Annotated in this window: 11 protein-coding genes; 5 read left to right on the top strand and 6 right to left on the bottom strand. The window is 53.7% G+C overall.

Annotated features, from left to right (window positions below; genetic code table 11):
- Positions 1-694: 694 nt before the first annotated feature.
- The 3 genes from PRIO_RS05450 to PRIO_RS05460 all read right to left on the bottom strand — a co-directional run bounded on the left by PRIO_RS05450 (position 695) and on the right by PRIO_RS05460 (position 5907).
- Entirely contained in the window at positions 695-2377 is a 1683-nt protein-coding gene (locus tag PRIO_RS05450; RefSeq protein ID WP_046501356.1) for a type 2 periplasmic-binding domain-containing protein, read from the bottom strand.
- 103 nt (positions 2378-2480) lie between these two features.
- Complete coding sequence (locus PRIO_RS05455; protein ID WP_020426975.1) at positions 2481-4091, bottom strand: response regulator transcription factor; 1611 nt, start codon at positions 4089-4091, stop codon at positions 2481-2483.
- Entirely contained in the window at positions 4072-5907 is a 1836-nt protein-coding gene (locus tag PRIO_RS05460) for a sensor histidine kinase (RefSeq protein WP_020426976.1), read from the bottom strand. Before PRIO_RS05460 ends, PRIO_RS05455 begins: the two co-directional genes overlap by 20 nt.
- Before the next feature lie 144 nt (positions 5908-6051).
- Between PRIO_RS05460 and PRIO_RS05465 the strand changes: the two genes are divergently transcribed.
- Together PRIO_RS05465 and PRIO_RS05470 are read left to right on the top strand one after the other, a co-directional pair.
- Positions 6052-7002 carry an ABC transporter permease gene (locus tag PRIO_RS05465; RefSeq protein ID WP_020426977.1) on the top strand — a complete coding sequence of 317 codons (951 nt, stop codon included), beginning with the start codon at positions 6052-6054 and terminating at the stop codon, positions 7000-7002.
- Positions 7003-7017: 15 nt separating this feature from the next.
- Positions 7018-7890 (top strand): carbohydrate ABC transporter permease, encoded by an 873-nt coding sequence (locus tag PRIO_RS05470; RefSeq protein WP_020426978.1) that lies wholly within the window; start codon positions 7018-7020, stop codon positions 7888-7890.
- Positions 7891-8560: 670 nt separating this feature from the next.
- Here PRIO_RS05470 and PRIO_RS05475 read toward each other — a convergent pair.
- The 3 genes from PRIO_RS05475 to PRIO_RS35925 are packed head-to-tail and all read right to left on the bottom strand — an operon-like array spanning position 8561 to position 11476.
- Entirely contained in the window at positions 8561-10351 is a 1791-nt protein-coding gene (locus PRIO_RS05475; RefSeq protein WP_020427105.1) for a hypothetical protein, read from the bottom strand.
- Between the two features lie 56 nt (positions 10352-10407).
- Complete coding sequence (locus tag PRIO_RS05480; RefSeq protein WP_020427106.1) at positions 10408-11337, bottom strand: hypothetical protein; 930 nt, start codon at positions 11335-11337, stop codon at positions 10408-10410.
- The gene (locus PRIO_RS35925) at positions 11324-11476 is read right to left on the bottom strand and encodes a hypothetical protein (RefSeq protein ID WP_020427107.1); all 153 of its coding nucleotides are present in this window, start codon (positions 11474-11476) and stop codon (positions 11324-11326) included. The genes PRIO_RS05480 and PRIO_RS35925 overlap by 14 nt, the downstream gene beginning before the upstream one ends.
- A gap of 298 nt (positions 11477-11774) precedes the next feature.
- On the opposite strand from PRIO_RS35925, the gene PRIO_RS05485 reads away from it, so the two are divergent.
- From PRIO_RS05485 to PRIO_RS05495, 3 genes are read left to right on the top strand one after another with little or no spacing between them, the layout of a single operon-like run.
- Positions 11775-13598, top strand: a complete 1824-nt coding sequence (locus PRIO_RS05485; protein WP_020427108.1) for a vWA domain-containing protein — start codon at positions 11775-11777, stop codon at positions 13596-13598.
- A 12-nt stretch (positions 13599-13610) separates the two neighbouring features.
- Positions 13611-17000 carry a tubulin-like doman-containing protein gene (locus PRIO_RS05490; protein ID WP_020427109.1) on the top strand — a complete coding sequence of 1130 codons (3390 nt, stop codon included), beginning with the start codon at positions 13611-13613 and terminating at the stop codon, positions 16998-17000.
- A 4-nt stretch (positions 17001-17004) separates the two neighbouring features.
- Positions 17005-19440 (top strand): FtsZ/tubulin family protein, encoded by a 2436-nt coding sequence (locus tag PRIO_RS05495; RefSeq protein ID WP_020427110.1) that lies wholly within the window; start codon positions 17005-17007, stop codon positions 19438-19440.
- Positions 19441-19599 lie beyond the last annotated feature (159 nt).

A 19599-nucleotide genomic window follows, 5' to 3' on the forward strand; every position in this document is an offset into this window, starting at 1 on the left:
AAGTGAAAAGTGGCGGAGGAGAAGTTTGGAACTGGAGGAGTGGTAGCGTCCGCCTTTGTCTGCGGATTTCAACCGTGAACAGCGGGTTATAATCATGAAATCTGCAGACAACAGCGGCCGGAAGTCCAAACATTCTCTGGAGTCACGGCCAATGCCAAAATCGAAAAATCTCAAGTTCAGTTTATATAGTTGGAAAAAGGGAGCTTATTTCTCTCAGAAATCAGTAATTATGAGATTTAGGTGGAAAAAGGGAACTTAATTGGACTATATTCCCTACTTAGAGGCGAAATGAGCTGAATTAGTTGCCCTTTTTCCACTTCACCGACGGAGAACAGGGGAATTGAGCAAATTAGTTGCCCTTTTTCCACTTGAAATTGTCGAAGAAGGGCATATAAAGGGTACCCCTAAGGTGTTAACCCTCGAACATCCTGCATGTTGTGCAACAAATGCGGACTTCCGTCGAACCAACAGCCGTTCACGGAACGCCCTCCCTGAGGTTAACGTGGGTTCTATTCAAAACAACAAGGGCTGACCCAAGCAGCCACTTTATGGCTTTTGGGTCAGCCTCTTTTTTAAATATAAGGATTTCTATGCTTCACGCTATAAATTATCCTTCTATTTCTCGCTGAACGGGTACCGTCCTAATAAGGACGGCGTAGCGTTTCTACTTGTTATACTTATTGCGGGACTTCGCTTATTTCGCTGATACGGACTTGTACCAGTCGTTGACTTCCTTCGTGATTTGGTCGCCGCCGTTAGCTTTCCAGTTGGTGACGAATTCGTCAAAGGCATCGACCGGCAGTTTGCCGTAGATGATTTTGTTGAAGGTTTCCATCTCGGACTGGCGCAGCAGGTTCCACTTGGAGACCATCGTTGGTGTGGCTGCACCGGTGAAATAATTCTGCTTGCGGATATTTTGCTGCGACATTACGATCTTGGCGGCCGCCCAGTTCTCCGGCTTGCGGAACTCAGCCATCTGTTTTTCATAAGGTGTTACCGGTTTTTCACCGTTTGCAAGCTTGACGAGTGTCTTCATATACAGATCAGGAATACGGGCCGGGCCGGTCAGGAACGGGAATTCATTGGAGAAGTCCTTGATCTTTTCTTTGTCGCTGGTTGGCTGGCCGTCAATGATATCCCAATCGTAGCCTTTGGCAAAGCCATATTCATACGGGCTGCCTGCGGTCGGATTAGCCATGTTGTCGAGCAAATAATTGTAGTACAGGAAGATAGCCTCCGGATGCTTGGCATCCTTATTGATCATAATGCTGGCATTCACACCGGAATTTTGCCATTTGGTGCCGATCAGGCCGTCCGGTCCTGCAGGAATAGGATAGGCCTTGTACTTGGAGCCTTTTACATTCTTGAGCAGATCGGGAGCAGGCCAGTCCGGTACCCAGTTGGCCCCTGGCAGAATGCCTGCGGTGCCTTTGGTCCAGCTTTCGGCTGATTTGCCTTCATCCCAGAGTGCGGAGTCAGCATGAATATAACCTTTATCCATCCATTCCTTCAGCTTCGCGAGGGCCTGCTTCGCACCCGGATTCACGGAACCATACTCCAGATTGCCGTTCGCATCCTTGTTCCATTGCTCCTCGATGGTGCCGTAAGCGCCAAACAGCCAGTCCAGCGAGCCCATCCAGGTGTTAGTTTTGTTTTTTAGTGAAATCGCAAGCGGATACACATCTTTGGGGGCCAGACCATCAGGGTTCTGATTCTTGAATTTATCCATAATATTTTCCAGGTCGGCGATGGTCTTGGGCGCCTCAAGCTTCAGCTTCTCCATCCAATCCTCGCGGAGCCACAGCAGCGTATCGTCATTGTCGGTGTACTCGAGGATCGGCATATTATATTTTTTGCCGTCTCTCATGAACGGGTACCAGAGCTCGGGATGTGCCGCCGCATGGTCCTTCAGGATTTTGTTGGCGTACTTGTCAAACAGCTCATCAATCGGAATGAACTGGCCGGAATCAATCAATTGGTTGGTTAATACCGCATTGGTCGGTACCGATACGAAATCAGGCAGCTTCTCGCCGGAGGAGATGGCAAGCTGAAGCTTTTGTCTATATTGGTCGTCATTGGCGGGGTACCAGGTATCTTTATGTTTGATCCCCAGCGTCTCCAGCATCCAGCGGTCATGTACATTGTTTTCCTTCGTGTCGCCGTGCACGTATTTCTTCGGCATTAATACGGAGCTGATCTCAATCGGCGGATCGTATTTGCCTTTGGCGAAGGCCGCATCGGCTTCAGACGTGCTGGCACTGCTATTGGAAGCGGCATTGCCTTTTGATGCATTCTCATTCGATGCTCCGCTGCAGGCTGTAAGTGTGACGAGAGCCGTAATCATGAGGAACGAGCCTAATTTGTTGAGCTTAACCATCATCATTTCCCCCTACTGTGTATAATGCTTACATGTGTACTGTACCAACTGCGAGGGGAGCGTATCTATATGAGTTTCTTAGTTTCGATAGGACTCTATTATGCTATTTTTTCCCGTCCCGGTATTCCTGCGGCGTGACCCCAAACTGGCGTTTGAATACTTTGATGAAATAGGCAGGGTCCATATATCCGATGTCATTGCTGATTTCATACACCTTTTTGCCGGTGGTCTTCAGCATATGGCAGGCACGGTCCATGCGCAGGCGGGAGATGTATTCGCTGATGCCTTCGCCCGTTTCAATCTTGTAGATTTTGGACAAATGGGTCGGGTGCAGATTGACATGGTCGGCCAGAACCCGCAAGGAGACATCAAGATGCAGATTCTTATCCGTAAACTCCTGAATCTTCTTCACGTAGAGGGAACGGATGTCTTTGATCTCGCTGGAGGTTCCCTCTTTCAGCTTGCCGAGCACGCTAAGTGACCACACTCTGAGCTTGTTGATAGAGGTAAAAGCTTCCCCGCTCTGCAGCTCTTCGATATCTGTCCCCAGCAGCTTCGCCAGGGTATGTCCATTCCGGTGCGCCAGATTGGAGAAAGCGGCCGTGATCAAAAATCCGGCCTCCATGCAGTGCTCCCAGGACTCAGGCCATTTCTCATCCAGCTCTGCACAGACATCCATCAGCTTGGCCCCGGCTGCTTCCCAGTGGCCGGATTCTAGCAGGTTAATCAAGGAAGGCGGGGTGTACAGCGCGTCCAGCGGCCCTTGTTCGGACGGTTCGTGCAAGTCGCTTACCCTCATGACGAATTCCCGCTCGTCTCCGACAATCTGGCGGAAATAGGCTGAAGCCTGGCGGAATTGTTCGGGCAGCTGGTCAGGGAACCTGAACCATTCCGTGATCACAATCGACAGGGAACCCTTCAGGAATTGCTTTACCTTATACTGCAGCTGCACGGACAGCTGCTCCAAAAGGCCGTCTGTCCCCAGGTCTGCAGCTTTTTCCTTCAGCTGCAGCAGAAATACAAGATATCCGTGCTCTTCCTTGACCCCCCACACCTCCATACATTCGCCAATGATCTCTTCGGCCATATTGATAACCGCATATTCGATGAGCGGCTGGCCGTTGTTTTTATATTGACCGAATTCTTCTTCCAGCCGGACAAGCATCAGTGCACAATCCCCATTGCGGAAGGGCAGACCGTAATTTTCCAGCTTGCGTTCCCATTCGTCGGCCGGCATCCGTTGGCCCTGCAGGGCACTTAGCAGGAGCTGGCCGCGCAGCAGCGGCAGATTCTCCCTTAGGGTATACTGGGTCCGTTCCAGGGAGCTGATCAGCTCCCACTCCGCGTTCAGTTGTGCAATCGCGGTTTGGACGGCGCCTAACAGCTCGCTGTCTGTCGGGGGCTTGAGCAGATAATCGACTGCGCTGTGCTGAATGGCGCTTTTGGCGAATTCAAATTCCGAGTGCCCGGATAAGATAATGCATTTGATTTTCTTATCCCGTCTCCGTATCCGCTCCATCAGCTCAAGTCCCGTCATTTCAGGCATTTGAATATCGGAGATCACAATGTCTATAGGGTGTGTCTCAATGATCTGAAGCGCCTCGGAAGCGGAGTAAGCCTTGTGTACTTGTTCGATGCCCAGCGTGTGCCAGGGTTTGGTCATGGACAGGTTGTCTACCCAGTGGGCTTCATCGTCAACAATGATCATTTGCATATGAGGTGTCTCCTTGTAAGTTAGTGGGCAGAGGCTGCTCTTCCTGGGCCGGAATTTCCCAGACAATCTCTGTCCGGAAGCCGCCCAGCGGCGATTCTGTGAAGTGCAGGGCGGAGTGATTGCCGAACTGGTGAATGAGCCGCTGATTCGTATTCCAAAGACCGCAGCCCATCTCCTCCTGCAGCGGCTCCCGCATCTTGCGGTTGAGCGCTTCCTGCTGCTCCGGGCTTAGGCCCGGTCCGTCGTCGTCGATATACACCCGGCAGCAGCCGCCGGAGCACTCCCCGCTGATCCTGATTTCACCGGAGCTGTACGATTTGCCGACCCCGTGGATGACCGAGTTCTCCACAATCGGCTGCAGGAGAAGGCGGGGGATAGAATAACTCAGCATCTCCTGCGGGATATCAATGTGATATTCGATCCGGCCATTGCGCAGCTTCTGGATGTCCAGATAGTTGACGAGCAGACGGACTTCATCATCCAACGTGGCGGTGTCCCGCTCCATCCGGGTAGTATAGCGATAGTAGGCGCTAAGATTATAGGCCATCGATACGACAGCTTCTTCATCCTTCATCTGGGCCATGTTAATAATAAAACCCAGGCAATTGTAGAGAAAATGCGGATTGATCTGAGCTTGAAGCTGCTTCAGGGTGGCTTCCCGGGCCCGGATTTTTTCGTTGAAGACATTTTCGATGAGATCCTGAATCTGATGGGACATATCATTGAACCGGTAAAAGAGGAACGAGAATTCGTTATGATCCTCCGAGTGAAGGCGTACGGAGTAGTCGCCCCGCTGCACCCGCCGGAGTCCTTTGATCAGCTTTTTGATGGGCCGCTGCACATTCTGGTAGAGCAGAATAGAGGCCGAAATCCCCACAACAAACAGCAGCAGCATGGATACATAGAATAAATTGCGGCTGACAGATATAGGCCCGAGAATGCGGTCGAGCGGCACAACGTCAACCAGATACCATTCCAGATATGAGGATTTGACGGAGCTGACCAGATAATTTTTATGTCCCAGACTGATTACATGCTGTGTGCTGCTGTCCGGCGAATGCTTATCCAGATAACGGATCAAATCAGCGGTTAACTTCTGGTCCGCAGTACGGTTCAAAATCGGCGTTTCGCCTTTGTGATAGAGAAACGGATCACCCTGTCCCCCCGTTTTATACGTATCCAGCATGTTCTGGATATTCTCCGAACTGAAGCTTGCTTCAACCACCAGATCGCTTCCGGTAAGCGTTCCCTGCGGGGCGATAGAATCGCTGTGGAACCAGTAAAAGGCCTTGGAGCTGCTGGAGGAACCCGTCCCGTCGTCACTGTAAGTCCATTTGCCGCTCATATTTTGAATCAGGTAATTTTCATCATACCCGGTGGGTTTGTCGTAATTGGAAATGACATCCTTGTTCTGCTGGGAATATACAGCGTACCTGGACGGCCAGACGTCGGTTAAGCCGGACTGGAGCATCATCTTCTCCTGAATGACAAAACGGGTCTGCATGCGGTCATACCGGTCCTCCCAGATGCCCAGGCCGTTGAATTTCCGCACATTCGGATCCTTGGAGAACACCACGCTGAAATCCATCATCTGGTTGATCCGCGAATCAATCTGGCTGGACAAAAAAGTGAGCTGTTTGGTGTTGGACTCCTGCAGTTCTTTGCTGACCACATCGAAGGTAACGTTGTTTGAATACGTATACACAATAATGATCGGCACAAACAGCACGATAATCAGGCTGTTCATTTTGGCGAATAAACTGAATCTGCTCCAGGATCTTTCTTTCACAAACATAAAAGCTTGGCTAAAACCCATTTTTGTCCCCCCAGACAATGCCCCTAATAAATCCCTATGTGAGCCTAACAAAGTAATATAGTCAAAGCTCAGAAATGCTTGCTACTATTTATATCAGAGATTCATACAACACACAAAATAATTTTTTGAAAGCGGGAGAGAGCGATGGAAGCTAACACTATACAGCAGGTGAATCCTGGAAAACCGCTGCGCCAATCGAGGAAAAAGAAGGTTAAGCAGCCGTGGATGCTCCACCTTATGGTGCTGCCGGCGGCGGTTATGGTGTTTATATTTTCTTATATTCCCATGGGTGGAATTCTTATGGCCTTTCAGGATTATAAGCCGAAGCCCGGATTATTTGGCTCTCCTTGGGTAGGACTGAAACATTTCGAATACATGTGGCAGAACGATTATTTCCTGCAGATAACCTGGAATACACTGTTCTTCGCCGGCACTAAAATAATCATGAACCTGATTATCCCGTTCTTCTTCGCGCTGCTGCTCAATGAGGTCAGAAAAATGGCGCTCAAAAGAACCATCCAGACACTGGTCTATCTGCCGCACTTTCTATCCTGGGTTACCCTTTCGGGGATTCTGATTGATATGCTTGCCCAGACGGGGCTCATCAACCAGTTCATTTCCAGTGTTTTCGGCATTAAGCCGATTTTTTTCCTGGGTGACGGCAGCTGGTTCCGGTTCACAATCATTTTCAGTGATGTCTGGAAGGAATTCGGGTTCAACATGATTATCTTCCTGGCCGCATTGTCCGGGATCAGTCCCTCCTTGTACGAAGCTGCGGAAGTGGATGGGGCGGGGCGCTGGAAGCAGACGATCTATATTACCATTCCGGCGTTGATCCCGATTGCGATTGTTGTAGCCACCCTGGCACTGGGCAACGTGCTGAACGCGAACTTTGACCAGGTGTTCAACCTGTACAGTCCTTTGATCTATCAGCAAGGCGACATTATTGACACGTTTGTCTACAGAGAAGGTCTCCTCAGCGGACAGTTCAGCTTTGCTACAGCCGTGAATTTGTTCAAATCGGCGATAAGCTTAATTCTGATCGTGATCTCCTACCGGCTGGCGTACCGTTTTGCAGGCTACAGAATCTTCTAGAAAGGAGGACATTCCATGTATCACAAAACAGTGTCCTACCGCGTATTCAGCGTATTCAATAATGTCTTCCTGACGCTTATTTCCGTGCTGTGCCTGCTTCCGCTCTTTCATCTGCTGATGGTGTCCCTCAGCTCAACGGCTCCGGCCAATGCCGGGCTGGTGACCTTTTGGCCGATCGGCTTCACCCTTGAAGCCTATGCAAAAACGTTCGACAACGCTAACTTTCTCTCTTCCCTGTGGGTGTCGGTACAACGGACCGTGCTGGGAACGGCACTGGCCTTGGTGGTGAACACCATCGCTGCCTATGCACTCTCCAAGGAAACGCATGTTTTCCGGGCACGCAATATTTATCTTTGGTATTTTGTCATCACGATGCTGTTCAGCGGCGGCCTGATTCCCGGCTACATCCTGATTCTGAAGCTTGGGCTGATGGATTCCCTGCTGGCGCTGATCCTTCCCGGACTGGTGGGCGTCTTCAATATCATCCTGCTGCTGAATTTCTTCCGGACGGTACCCAAGGATCTCGAAGAAGCCGCCTTTATTGACGGGGCAGGGCAGTTCCGGACCTTTTACAGCATATATCTGCCGGTCTCCATGCCCGTGCTGGCTACGGTCTCCTTATTCATTATGGTTGGACATTGGAATGCATATTTTGACGGGATTATCTATATCAAGGATGCTTCCAAGCTCCCGCTGGCAACCTTTATGCAGACCATTATCGTGCAGGCCGACATGACGAAGCTTGATCCGGCTGCCGTAGCCAATCTGTCGCAGCGTACCATCCGGGCGTCGCAGATTTTTATCAGCGCTTTGCCGATCCTGCTGGTCTATCCTTTTTTACAGCGGTATTTCGTAACCGGGATTGTGGTCGGTGCTGTAAAAGAATAGCGGACCTGCAAAAGGGTCTGCCTCTATAAGACACATACAAAAAGGCACATACAAAGAAGCCGATACTCCCTTCACAAGGAGCATCGGCTTTTTTGTTATTTTTCAGGAAATTATGATTTCCTGTTCAGAACCTGCCTGACAATGAAGCGGAATATCCCTTCTCCAGCTAGTGTTTGCGAAGAAACAGGCGAGTAGTGCTATATAAGTTGAACTTTAGTTTTACATTGTGGGGTATAGACGTCACTGCGGGGAATGTTTGGACTTCCAGCCGCTGTTGTCGTAAGAATTTCTTGATTGGAACCGCCTTTTGCGGTTGAAATCCGGTGACAAAGGCGGACGCTACCGCTCTTCCAGTTCCAAACTTCCCCTCCGCACTTTTACCCTTTTTATGAAGTTCTTAAGTTCACTCTATATAGTTGGAAAAAGGGAACTTATTTCCCCGGAAAATCAACAATTGTGAGATTTAAGTGGAAAAAGGGAGCTTAATTGGGCACTTTTTCCTCGTCAGGAGTGAAACGAGCTGAATTAGTTAACCTTTTTCCACTTAACCTGCGGAGAACAGGGTACCCGGGCAAATTAGTTATCCTTTTTCCACTTAGACTCGGAGTACAAAAGCAGAAGGAAGACTTAAGTCTACTTTTTCATAGTGTTGAGAAATACTATATCCCCCTTATGGGTTAGGGATTGGATTCATACTCCCCAATGATTCTACTATAAATACAGGCACGTACTCCTCCCCGGCATCGGTCCCCGCATAATCATAGCCATATTGGAACTGGCCGGTAGCTAAGGCGGGCCCAGTAACGGTACCCACATTTCCCTGCAGCGCCAGATAGCGCCCGCCCGCGGCGGCCACAGGTCTGCCGGTGGAATCAATATAAATATCAACCTGCAGGTTTACGGTCTCCAGAGGATGAAGCTCCAGCTCGGAGGCGTCGATTAGCGGATACTCCTGATAGATTTCAGCAAATTGGTAGACCCCATTCGTCTGGCGGTATATGGCCGTCTGACCCTCTGAACCATCTCTCAGATCCGCATTGGCGACACGGATGGAAGCATCATCCGGCTGCAGCTTGTAGCTGCTGCCAGCAAACGAGAAGAGCAGGGAGATTCCATCAGGCTTGATGGTGTAGGCCGCGAACGAAGTCCGCTGATCTTCGCGGCTGCCTTCAGCGACCACAACCGGGAATCCGGCAAGGGCGGAGAGCTGGTCGTCAAAAGCGAGGCGGATCAGCTTCTCAAAGCCCGGAATAATCTCTCCGGTCCTTGTAGTCACAGCCCCGTTTTCACCCATGTCCGCATAGTACAGCTGTCCGCTGCTGTCCGTTCCGGCGACAGCAAGTCTGGCCCCGTATTTCCCGCTGACAGAAGTGGTCAAGACATATTTGCCCGGCGTTTCCCCGCCGGGAAGAAGCCGCGCAGGCTCGGCGATATTCCAGGCGAGCTGTGCGGCGGCAATTTCTGCCGTTGTGTCCTGAAGCGGGGCCAGGTCGTTATAGCGCTGGATAGCTTCGGCGTACCCGCCGCTGCGGACCAGCCTTGCGGCGCTGCGGAGCAGCTTCGCGGAGGTGCTGTCGATCAGGGACAGCACCTTGGAAGAAGCCAGGCCAGCCGAAGCGGCATATTTGCGGTACGCCGCAGCATGAGCGGAGAAGGCGGCAATCTGATCGCCGTCTATATCTTTGCTGAGGATAAGCTTGGCGCTCTTCTCGATCTGGCTGGCTATCCAGGGAGCCGTATAGCTGTGGCTGCTGTAGGCATCGGCAAGGGACAAGGCGTAATCCAGCATGGGGGAGAAGCTGCCCGCTGCTGCAAGCGCCTTAAGCCGCGCGGTGTCATAGGCCTTGAACTCCGAAGCCAGCAGCTTTTTCTTAGCATCCGTCCCCCCTAAATAGACATCGGGAATGCGCAGCAGGTTCCATTTGAAGCTGTCTCCGTCATTAACGGCGTTGCTGCTGCCGCTCCGCCCCGCCGCCAGCTCGGCCAGAAACTGCGCCTTGAATTGCTGGAAGCCCGTCCCGAGCTGGCCGGAAACGCCTGAATCCGCCGACAGCTGGCGATAATAGGATTCATAGGGACCGCCGGATTTCATATATTGGCTTTTCAGGCTCAACAGGGAGGCGTAGCTCTCCATGAAGCCGCTAAAATCTTTGGTGATCAGCTGGTCTTCAATTTTCAGCTTAAGCAGGCCCAGCCCGCTGCGGATGGCTGTGATCGGTGCCAGCTCCTGCAGCCTTGCGGCGATCTCCGCTTCCTTGTAATGAAAGGAAGCGTTCGCTTGCGCCAGCCGGTACTGATTTTCGGCAGCGACCAGATCACCTGCGGCGTAGAGCCGTCCGGCTTCACGTACTGCCCCGATTTTGCTGTGGAGCCTGATGCCCTTCTGCCCCAGCAGGACCAGCATCAATATACACAAAATGATCATAATATTCCGCAGGGATAAGGCTTGTTTGATCGTCATATTATAGTAGCCCCTTTGTAAATTACAGTACATGTGTCCGGCTTGCAGTACTCTATTTAAAAATCGGGGTCCCAGCGGTATTTGGCTTCGCGGACTTCCGCCACTTTGAGATCCAGGCCATTCCAGGCCTCGTACGGACTGGCGTCTATCATTCTGGACAACCGCAAAAAACGGTCCTTGGGCAGCTCGGCTACGTATCTTCCGATCATGCCGGAGTAGAGCAGCGCGTAACGCTTTAACCGCACAGCAGCTCCGGCTACCGCAGTCAGAATCGCTGCCCCTTTGTCCATTTGAAGGATCTGAACCTCATAGGTTTTGACATAGCGTAATGTGCGGTCCTTGATAAGCTCGGGCCGCACTTTGGCAATCTCGCCGATATATTCGGCCAGCAGCGGTTCGAAATCCTTGAGCAGCAGCTGCTCCAGCTCCAGCTGCATATCCTTGCGCAGCTGGAAGCCGTGGAGCAGCGCAATGCGCTGGCGGGAGACCCGGTCGCCGCGCAGCAGAATGGAGATTTCGCGCAGCTTCTCATAGGCCAGCACATCGTTCTCGCGCAGAACGGATACCGCCTCCTGGCGGTTGATCTCCAGGCCGTCCCGGATGCTGTCGATGCTGCGGCCAAGCAGCGCATTCAGCGAATACAGATTTTCGTTCTGGCGCACTTTACGCTGCGTAAGGAAGAGCAGTCCGGCCAGCACGATTCCGCCGGCCCCGCACAGCGCCATCTGCTGCAGGCTTTGGCCGAAATAGACCGCCGCCAAAGTCAGCAGGAGGATGAACAGGAGCCGGGTATGCATTTTGCGTCCGGCAAGGGCAGCGGCGTGCTGCTCTACTGCCGTCAGGGCTGCACGGCCGCATTGGCCGCACCTGTCTTCACTGAGTGCGGTATAACGGCCGCAGCGGCGGCAGATGCGCAGCTTGTCATAGGCATACCGCGGAGTCTTGAACGGCCGGAACGTCACGGGTTTCTTGTTATTGACGGGCATGGTCGCCTCCGTTCAGCGCAGCCAGCAGGCGCTCATCAATGTCATCACGGGTCAGCGGCTTGCGCTGGCGTGAAGCATAAATGAGAATCTGAATGACAGCATAAAGAAACGAAATCCCGAGAATGGCGTATGAAATCATGGAACTCTTCCTTTCTTCTTGGCAGCATGGCGGCCCGGGTTGCGGAGATTAGCCCTGGAATGGCAGGGCGGCAGCAATGCAAACAACGTTTTTATCAAATTTTCAGGAACGTAGTCTATACTTAAGCTGTTGAATGCATTCCAGAATAACGGCGCTTGGAGCCAGCCCCGGTCCTGCGGTCCTAAAGTTGAAGTTTACAAGGTTTAATTATATCATAATGGCATGCTATTGACAGAATTTAGCTATACTGACGACTCTGCCGTACCTGCCCTAATTTAACACAAGAGGAGCCCTATCTATGCTTCGTACACTATTTAATCATTTTAAGACAGCCCAGAAGATAATGCGGCCTATAGTTCTGCTGCTGCTGGTATTGTGCATTTCGGCCGCGCCGTTTGCGGGCGGAACAGCAAGCGCAGCATCGCCCGCGCCCTCTCATATTGACGCTGTACTGCTGATTGATGTCAGCAACTCCATGAATAAGAGTGACAAGAACAATATCGCGGGTGAAGCGATGAAAATGTTCATAGATATGCTGTCGGCGCAAGGGGATAAGGTCGGAATTGTGGCCTACACCGACAAGGTCCAGCGGGAGAAGGCGCTGCTGCAGATTGGCTCTGCCGCCGACAAGCAGGATTTGAAGGACTTCATTGACGGCCTGGACCGGGGAGCCTATACGGATATCGCCGTCGGGATGGAAGAGGCCGTGAAGGTGCTGGAGAACGGCAGCGATCCGGGGCATGAGCCGATGATCGTGATGCTGGCGGACGGCAACAATGACCTTAATGAAGCAACCGGCCGTACACAGAGCCAGTCGGACCAGGAACTGGATGCAGCGGTCGAAACGGCCAAGCAGAAGGGGTATCCGGTCTACACGATCGGGCTGAACGCCGACGGCAAGCTGAACAAGGAAATTCTGGCCGGGCTGTCCAATAAAACGTCCGGCAAGGCGTTTATCACCGATTCGGCGGATGATCTGCCGCAGATTCTCAGTGAAATTTTTGCCGACCATTTGAAGCTGAAGGTTGTTCCGGTGCAGTCTATTACTGCGAACGGCAGCTACCAGGAGGTCACCGTCAATGTACCCAACAGCAGTGTGCTGGAGGCCAATATATCCATTATGTCGGCGAAGCCTGTTACCGCCAAGCTGACAGACCCGTCGGGCAAGGAAGTGGCCATACCGTCTGATGACGTGCTGCTCTCCAAGTCCAGCACGTACAGTCTGATCAAGCTGCTGTCGCCGGAGCAGGGGGACTGGAAGCTTCAGGTGAAAGGCGTGCCGAAGGACAAAATTGATATCAATCTTGTGTTCAACTATGATCTGGAGCTGAAGCTGGACGCGCTCCAGTCCAAGACTTACAAAAAGGGCGATACCGTTGAAATTTCCTCCCACCTGTACAGCAACGGGGCTAAGGTAACGCTCAACAACTTATATCAGGATATGAAGGCGGTGCTCCTCGCGACAGATACCGATACAGGGAAGGTGCAGGAGCTTCCGATGGATAACACCGGTGCGGTGTTCAAGGGCTCCTTTGAGATTGCGGAGAGCCATAATTATGAGCTGAAGGTGCGGGCGGAGGAGAGCAGCTTCTACCGCGAAAGCGATGTGCTTACGATCAATGCCAAGACGGGAGCGGTGGCCACAAGCACCAGCAAGCCAGCTGGAGCAGGGGGCACTGAGCCGGCACAGGATAAGTCTTCATCCAAAACTCTCTATTATATAATTGGCGGCATTGTGCTGGTATTGGCGGCGGCTGTGGTGTTGTGGCTGCTGCGCCAAAAATCAAACCGCGGCTTTGTCGGACAGATGGTAGTGGAAGTGCTGGACGGCAACACTGGCGAGAAGACCTATCCGCAGTACAAGAAGCTGGCGGCCTTCCGCGGCAAATTCACACTCCACCAGCTGCTGCAGCTGGCGCCGGAGCTGAAAGAGAGCGAGAAGCTTGTGTTCACTCCGGGCAAAAATGACCGCCTGATGCTGCGCGGCAGCGAAGAAATATCTGTTGAACGGTCCGGACGTGTGGTCGATACGGCACGGGGACTGGAGCTGAAAAGCGGCGACCGTATATCCGTGGCGCTGCAGACAGTAGACAAGACCATTTTACTTGAGTATTTGATATAAGGGGGAGCACTCATGAAACCGGTAGTAAGAGAACATATTCAACAGCTCGACGTATCGCTGGGCGGAGGAATCGTCAGCGACAAAATCAGAGTAGACACCATTGACAACCCGATCCTCATTATCGGCCTGGGCGGCACGGGCATCGATGCCCTGCTGCGGCTGAAATACCAGATTAACCGCCGCTTTAAGCTGCCTGAAGATCCGTTGTCCAAGAAGAAGCGGGATAAGCCGGACAACGTGGAGTTCCTGGCGTTTGAGACCAATGAGCAGGACCGCGGCAAAAAATACAAGGGCATCGGCCTCGACCCGCAGAATGAATTCGTGCTGCTGGCCAATGCCGAGATCGGCGGACTTCTGCAGAACCGCAGCATTCTTGAACCGTACATTACAGACTGGCTGTCGCCGGAGCTGAGCATAACCGATGGCATGAACGGGGCTGCCGGGGTGCGCCAGGCCGGACGGCTGCTGCTGTTCACGAAGATCAATCAGGTTGTGTCGGCGATCGACAAGAAGATTAAGACCCTTTCTGTAGGCACCAGCAAAAAGCTGATGGTATTCCTGCTTACCGGCTTGTCCGGGGGAACGGGCAGCGGTTCGTTTCTGGATATCGCTTATATCGTGCGCGGAATTATTGAACGCGACTACGGCTCTGCAGGCATCGACCGTGTGAATACGCTCGGCTATTTGTTCACGCCGGATGTGAACCTGTCGAACAAAAGCCTCAGCGAGCATACCCGTGAATATATCCGCAAGAACGGCTATGCAGCGCTCAAGGAACTGGATTACTGGATGAACGTCGACAGCCGGGGCGAGCGGTTCCGCCAGCAGTACGGCAATATTTTGACGGTGAATTCACCGCTGCCTCCGTTCAACCTGTGCCATCTGATCTCTGCGACCAATACCGAAGGCAAGCTGCTGGAGAACGCCTATGACTACTGCATGAATGTAACGGCGGAGAATATTACGAACTTCATGGCCAGCGAGGAAAAGCAGTCGGGCGAGGAATTCGCGATCCACGACTATATCAGCAACATCCGTACGAACATTGCGCAGATGAACAAGACGTATCCTGCCAATTATGAATACAACATTATCGGGGCTTCTTCTGCGGTGCTGCCGATTGAGGAAATGACGACATATCTGGCATTCCGCCTGTTCGACAAGATGGACAAAATGTTCCAGCAGGCACCAGGGCAGGAGGATGTGGAAAAGCTCGCGCGCAAGCTGGGCATCGATCTCGACAGCATGATCAAAACCTTCGAGTCCCGTGTCCCGGAGCCGCTGCCCGGCTATGAGAACAGCGAGCGCCTGAACCACAGCAATGTCATCAAACACCAGGTGGTGGATATGGACACGGAGCTGGAGCAGAACTTTCTGGCCCGTGCCCGCGAGGAATATATCAAGTCCAAGAAGCAGCTCCCCGGAGAAATCACCGGACGTTTCGGAGAAGAACTGGAGCGTATCTTCCTGCATCCTGAGCAGGGTCCGTTCTATGTATCACGGCTGCTCTATACCGAAAAAGGCTTCTGTATTCTGAAGCTGATCCAGTCCTATATCGAAGCGCTGCGCGAGAGCCTGCTGCGGCTGCCGCGTGATATCGAGACGGCGCAGGACAGTGCGCAGGAGAAGCTGGGCGATGCGCGGAGCGCTTTTGTCTCCAAGGAAAAGAAGAAAAACGCCTATATTGAAGCCAAAATCAATGAATACTGGCTGCACGCCGATGTGGAGCGCACCGAGCAGATGATTGAATTCTATGAAGATCTGTTTGAGCTGCTGAATGAAGAGAACAACCGGATTTATGGGGTGTTTACCGAGATTCTCAGCGCGCTCAGCACGATCTTTGAGAAGAACGGCGATATCCTGATCAACGGTGAGGAGCAGGCCGACCACAAGGGCAACAAAACCTACTATTGGAATATCGTCAATGTGCCGGACATTGCCTCAACCATCTCCAAGGTGATGGACCAGAAGGATGGCGACGATCTGATCCGCGACTTCACGCGGGAGATGCTGAAACATTCCGGGCGCTGGGTCAAGGAGCAGGAAATCGACATTGTGCGCTCCATCTCAGAATTCCTGAGCGATAAGTTCGGCGACCTGATTACCCGTTCCATGGAGGAATTCCTGGTAATGAAATACGGCCGCGAGGAGCCGCTGGATAAATTCGTGGAACGGATTATCGCCGGACGCCTGGATGAGGATGCCGTGCCGATTTTTCACCTGAGCAACAGCTCCGGCAGTCTGCACTTCCCGTCCTGGGGGTTTGTCTCTGTGCCGGTCAAGGCGCCGGGCATCCTGAAGGGAATCCGCAATTACCAGAACAACGCGCTGGGCAAATCGCAGTTTACCATCAAGGAGAGCCAGGTCAAAAACCGGATTTTCTGGCTGAATACGCGCAATGGGGTGCCGCTGTTCGTATATACGCCGCTGCGGGTGTACGAAGAGAATTATGAGCGGACCATCCTTGATAAGGAAGGAATCGGACGCCATCTGGTGATGACCGACAAGAATAACTGGACGTATCTGCCTTCGCCGATTCCGGAAAAATCCTGGGGCGATACCTACGTCAACAACCGTGTCCGCGAGTACAATGCGAGAGTGCGGGCTGATTTTGCCAGAGCGCTGGAGAATGGGGTTATTGTCGAGAAAGGCCTCGACGAAAATACGAGCAGCCGTTTCTCGGTCATCCTCACCAAGCCGTTTGATGTGGATAAAATGCTCAGCGGCTATGACCTGCAGCTTGGGAATTCGCGCCCAAATCTGGGTGAAGTGAAAAAAGCGGCTGACGAGCTGAAGTCGCTGCGCGCAAGCGGACTGGAACGTGAAGGGGCTAAGGACATTTTTGGCAGCATTAACAAAGAGATGGGGCAGGAAAATCTGATCCGTTCGCCGCAGCTGATCGCGCGGGTCCGCGAGGAATTGGCCAAATATGACGCCCTGGCAGCCAAAGCGGCTGAACTGGAAGGGCTGCTTCATCAATATCTTGACGAAGACAAGTGGATCGACCAGTTTATTGAGGCGCTGTACACCGATACCATCACCAAAAAAGGTGCGCTGTATGTCTATGACCGCGACGAGGACGAGGATGCTTGGGAGCCGTTCGCCAACTTAATGAAGGAACGGAGCTATGTGGAGTACGCCGTCTACCGGCATTTCCGCGGGCTGGATGAGAAAAGCCGCAGTGTTCTGCTGCGCAAAGCAGCGCGCCGTGCCGGGGAAATGACAGCCGCCGAGGATGTCACCCCCCTGCTGTATAAGCTGGAAGGATTGTATGTCTCCTTCCTGGAAGCGCGCGACAGTCTGGAATACGAGCGGGTAGAACATGCGGACGGCGATGAAATGTACAGCTTCTATCAGAGCCTGACCGGCAAGCTTGGCAGCATCCGCAGAAAGCTGAAGTAAGCCTATGATCAAAGCACAGGCATTAACCTATGCAGAACAATATGCGGCGCAGGAAGAAGCGCAGCGGAGCAAAGGGGACGGGCGCAGCAGCATCCATTATCCCGCTCTGTTCCTGTTCCTGGGCGACAAGGTGGCTTCGGCCATCGGTCCGGTGCTGGACGGCTGCGAGCGGAAATGGGACAATGCGGGCGGGATTATGGCGCTGCATGCCGCGTCCGCCGGATCAGAGCAGGCTGGCGATGGAAGCCAGCCACAGCCTGAGTACGCCGGCAGCAGGAACCGGGCGCAGGCCGAGGGCAGCAGAAGAGAGCGGGTCCTGGGGATGGCCTTGCCGGAAACGGCGGGCCGCGATCCCCGTACAGTCCGTCAGGACCTCTACCGCGAGTTCCACGAAGACAGCCGGTTTCTGTCCGGGATGAACCGCAGCCTGCGGCGTTTAAGCAACAGCATCGCGGATTATGGACGGCTGTACTCCTCTTTTGACGTTATCCATCTCTCCATCATTACGCGGGTCGATGACCCGCTTAATGTGCTGCTGCCGGAGGTTGCCCTGCTGGCCCGGGCCGTTCTCAGCCAGTCGTTCAAGTCGGTGCAGACCGACCTGTATGTGCTGATCAATGAGCGGGAGCAGGGGGACAACTTCGGTTACTCCAGCTCGGTTGGGCTGGCTTTTCTGCGTGAGCTGGACGGGATGCAGCAATCGGATTACACCCTCAGCGCTCCGCTGCTGGTCACGGAAGACGGGCTGTCCATCCCGGTGGCCCACGGGCCTTCTGCACTGTTTGATCTTGTCTATCTGCTCTCGGACAAAAACGAACGGGGCATGATGTCACCTCATGGCATGGACGACAACTATGAGATTATCGCCCACATCAGCCTGCTCAAGAACCGCGTCCGCCCGGCAACAGATACGGCTACCGGACACGGCGGCTACAATAATATGACCTTCAAAAGCGGCATCCGGGGCAGCTCGGGCAGGCAGGGCTACGCATCCGCCGGCTTCTCGGCGGTGCGCCGGCCGAACCGGCAAATCGCCCTTGCGGTGCTGTATCATGCCTTTCATTATCTGGCTGCGAAGCTGCAGGAGGGCGGGGCGCTCAGCCTGCGCGAGCGGCAGGCGCTGCTTGGCCTGAGCACCGATTCCCTGCGTGAACGGGCCGCGGCGCTGCTGCCGGATGAAGCGGGGCTTGAAGAGATGACCGGGCTGATGAGCCACGGCCGGCCCTCCTACAGCGAGCTGAAGCCGCTGTCGCTGCGCGAAGCCGAAACGCTGCTGTTCGGAGACGGCGGGCAGGCCTATTTCCGCAGCAATTTTGCGGAGGTGTCCGCCAGAAGGGTGGCGGACACCGACCCTGCCCGCGAGTGGGCCGCTGTGCTGGCGGCCCAGGAGAAGGCGGTTCCGCCGCTGACGTTCTACCAGCTGGCGGAATGGACCGCCGAGCAGCCTGGCGGCGGCAGTGTGCTGCATGCGCTGCGCCAGCATATGGCCGGGCTGCGCGCGGCGATTGCCTCCGCGCAGGAGGAGCTGGAGCAGCTCTACGCGGAGAGCGTGGAGCGCCAGCCGTTCCAGCGCGTGCCGCTGCTGGACAAACGGACCGTGCGCAATTTCATTCATTATTTATTTGCGCAGGTGTACAGCAGAAAATATGAGCTGCTGCGCATGGAGAGCGAGCTTGCGCTGTGTCTGCGCTACGACGCGGCGCTGGAGCAGCTGCACGCGGAGAGCAAAGCCAAGGTGCAGACCATGGAAGCGCTGGAGGAGGAACTGCACAGTCTGGCGCTTGCCAGCATCGGACGTACCAGCGAGACGGTGGACCAGAACATTATGGAGTATTACCGGAACGTCGCGGAAGAGGTTATGCGTGATATTGAAGCGCGGCGCGGCCCGGGCATCTTCTTCAGCGACCGGTTCCTGGGGAGCGTCTCAGAGCTGCTCCGCCAGGGAGGCGCTGTGGTAGCTGAACGGCTGATTGAGCTGTGCCGCCGGGAGTTGCTGGCGGCCGAGGCGTTCGCGCTGCCTTTCGAGGAAGAGCTGCTGCGGCGCGCCAATGTTGCGGCCGCTTACGACAACCGCGAAATTGTCTCGCGGGAGGAGCTGTTCAAGCGGCTCTACCGCAGCCTGGAGGACGAAGCCTGCATCAACGTCCGCCTCTTCGAATACACGCAGGAGCACCGCCATGAGGAGAAATATTTCTTCGGCGACAGCAGCTCCGAATTCCTGCGTTATGCCTTTGGTGCCGATGAGACGACACGCATCTACCGCCTCGGCTTCGTACATGAGCAGCGCAGAAGCGGCATTGAGAAGCTGAACCTGATGGGCGGCTTCCATCTGGAGGATCTGCTCTACTACCGCAACGGCAAGGTCTACTATGAGACCTACGCCACCAGCGGCTACCGGCTGCACGGCATCGCCGAGGAACAGCTGCCGGAGCTGCGGTAGAGGCGGCGGTATAAGGCATTCTGCTGCAGAAAGTGCAGCAGAATGGCCGGAAATCCGCAGCCAGTGGGTATTCTGTTGCAGAAAGTGCAGCAGAATGGCTGGAAATCCGCTGTGAGCGTGCATTCTGCTGCAGAAAGTGCAGCAGAATTCGAAGGATTC

The organism is Paenibacillus riograndensis SBR5, assembly GCF_000981585.1.
Taxonomy (GTDB): domain Bacteria; phylum Bacillota; class Bacilli; order Paenibacillales; family Paenibacillaceae; genus Paenibacillus_AQ; species Paenibacillus_AQ riograndensis.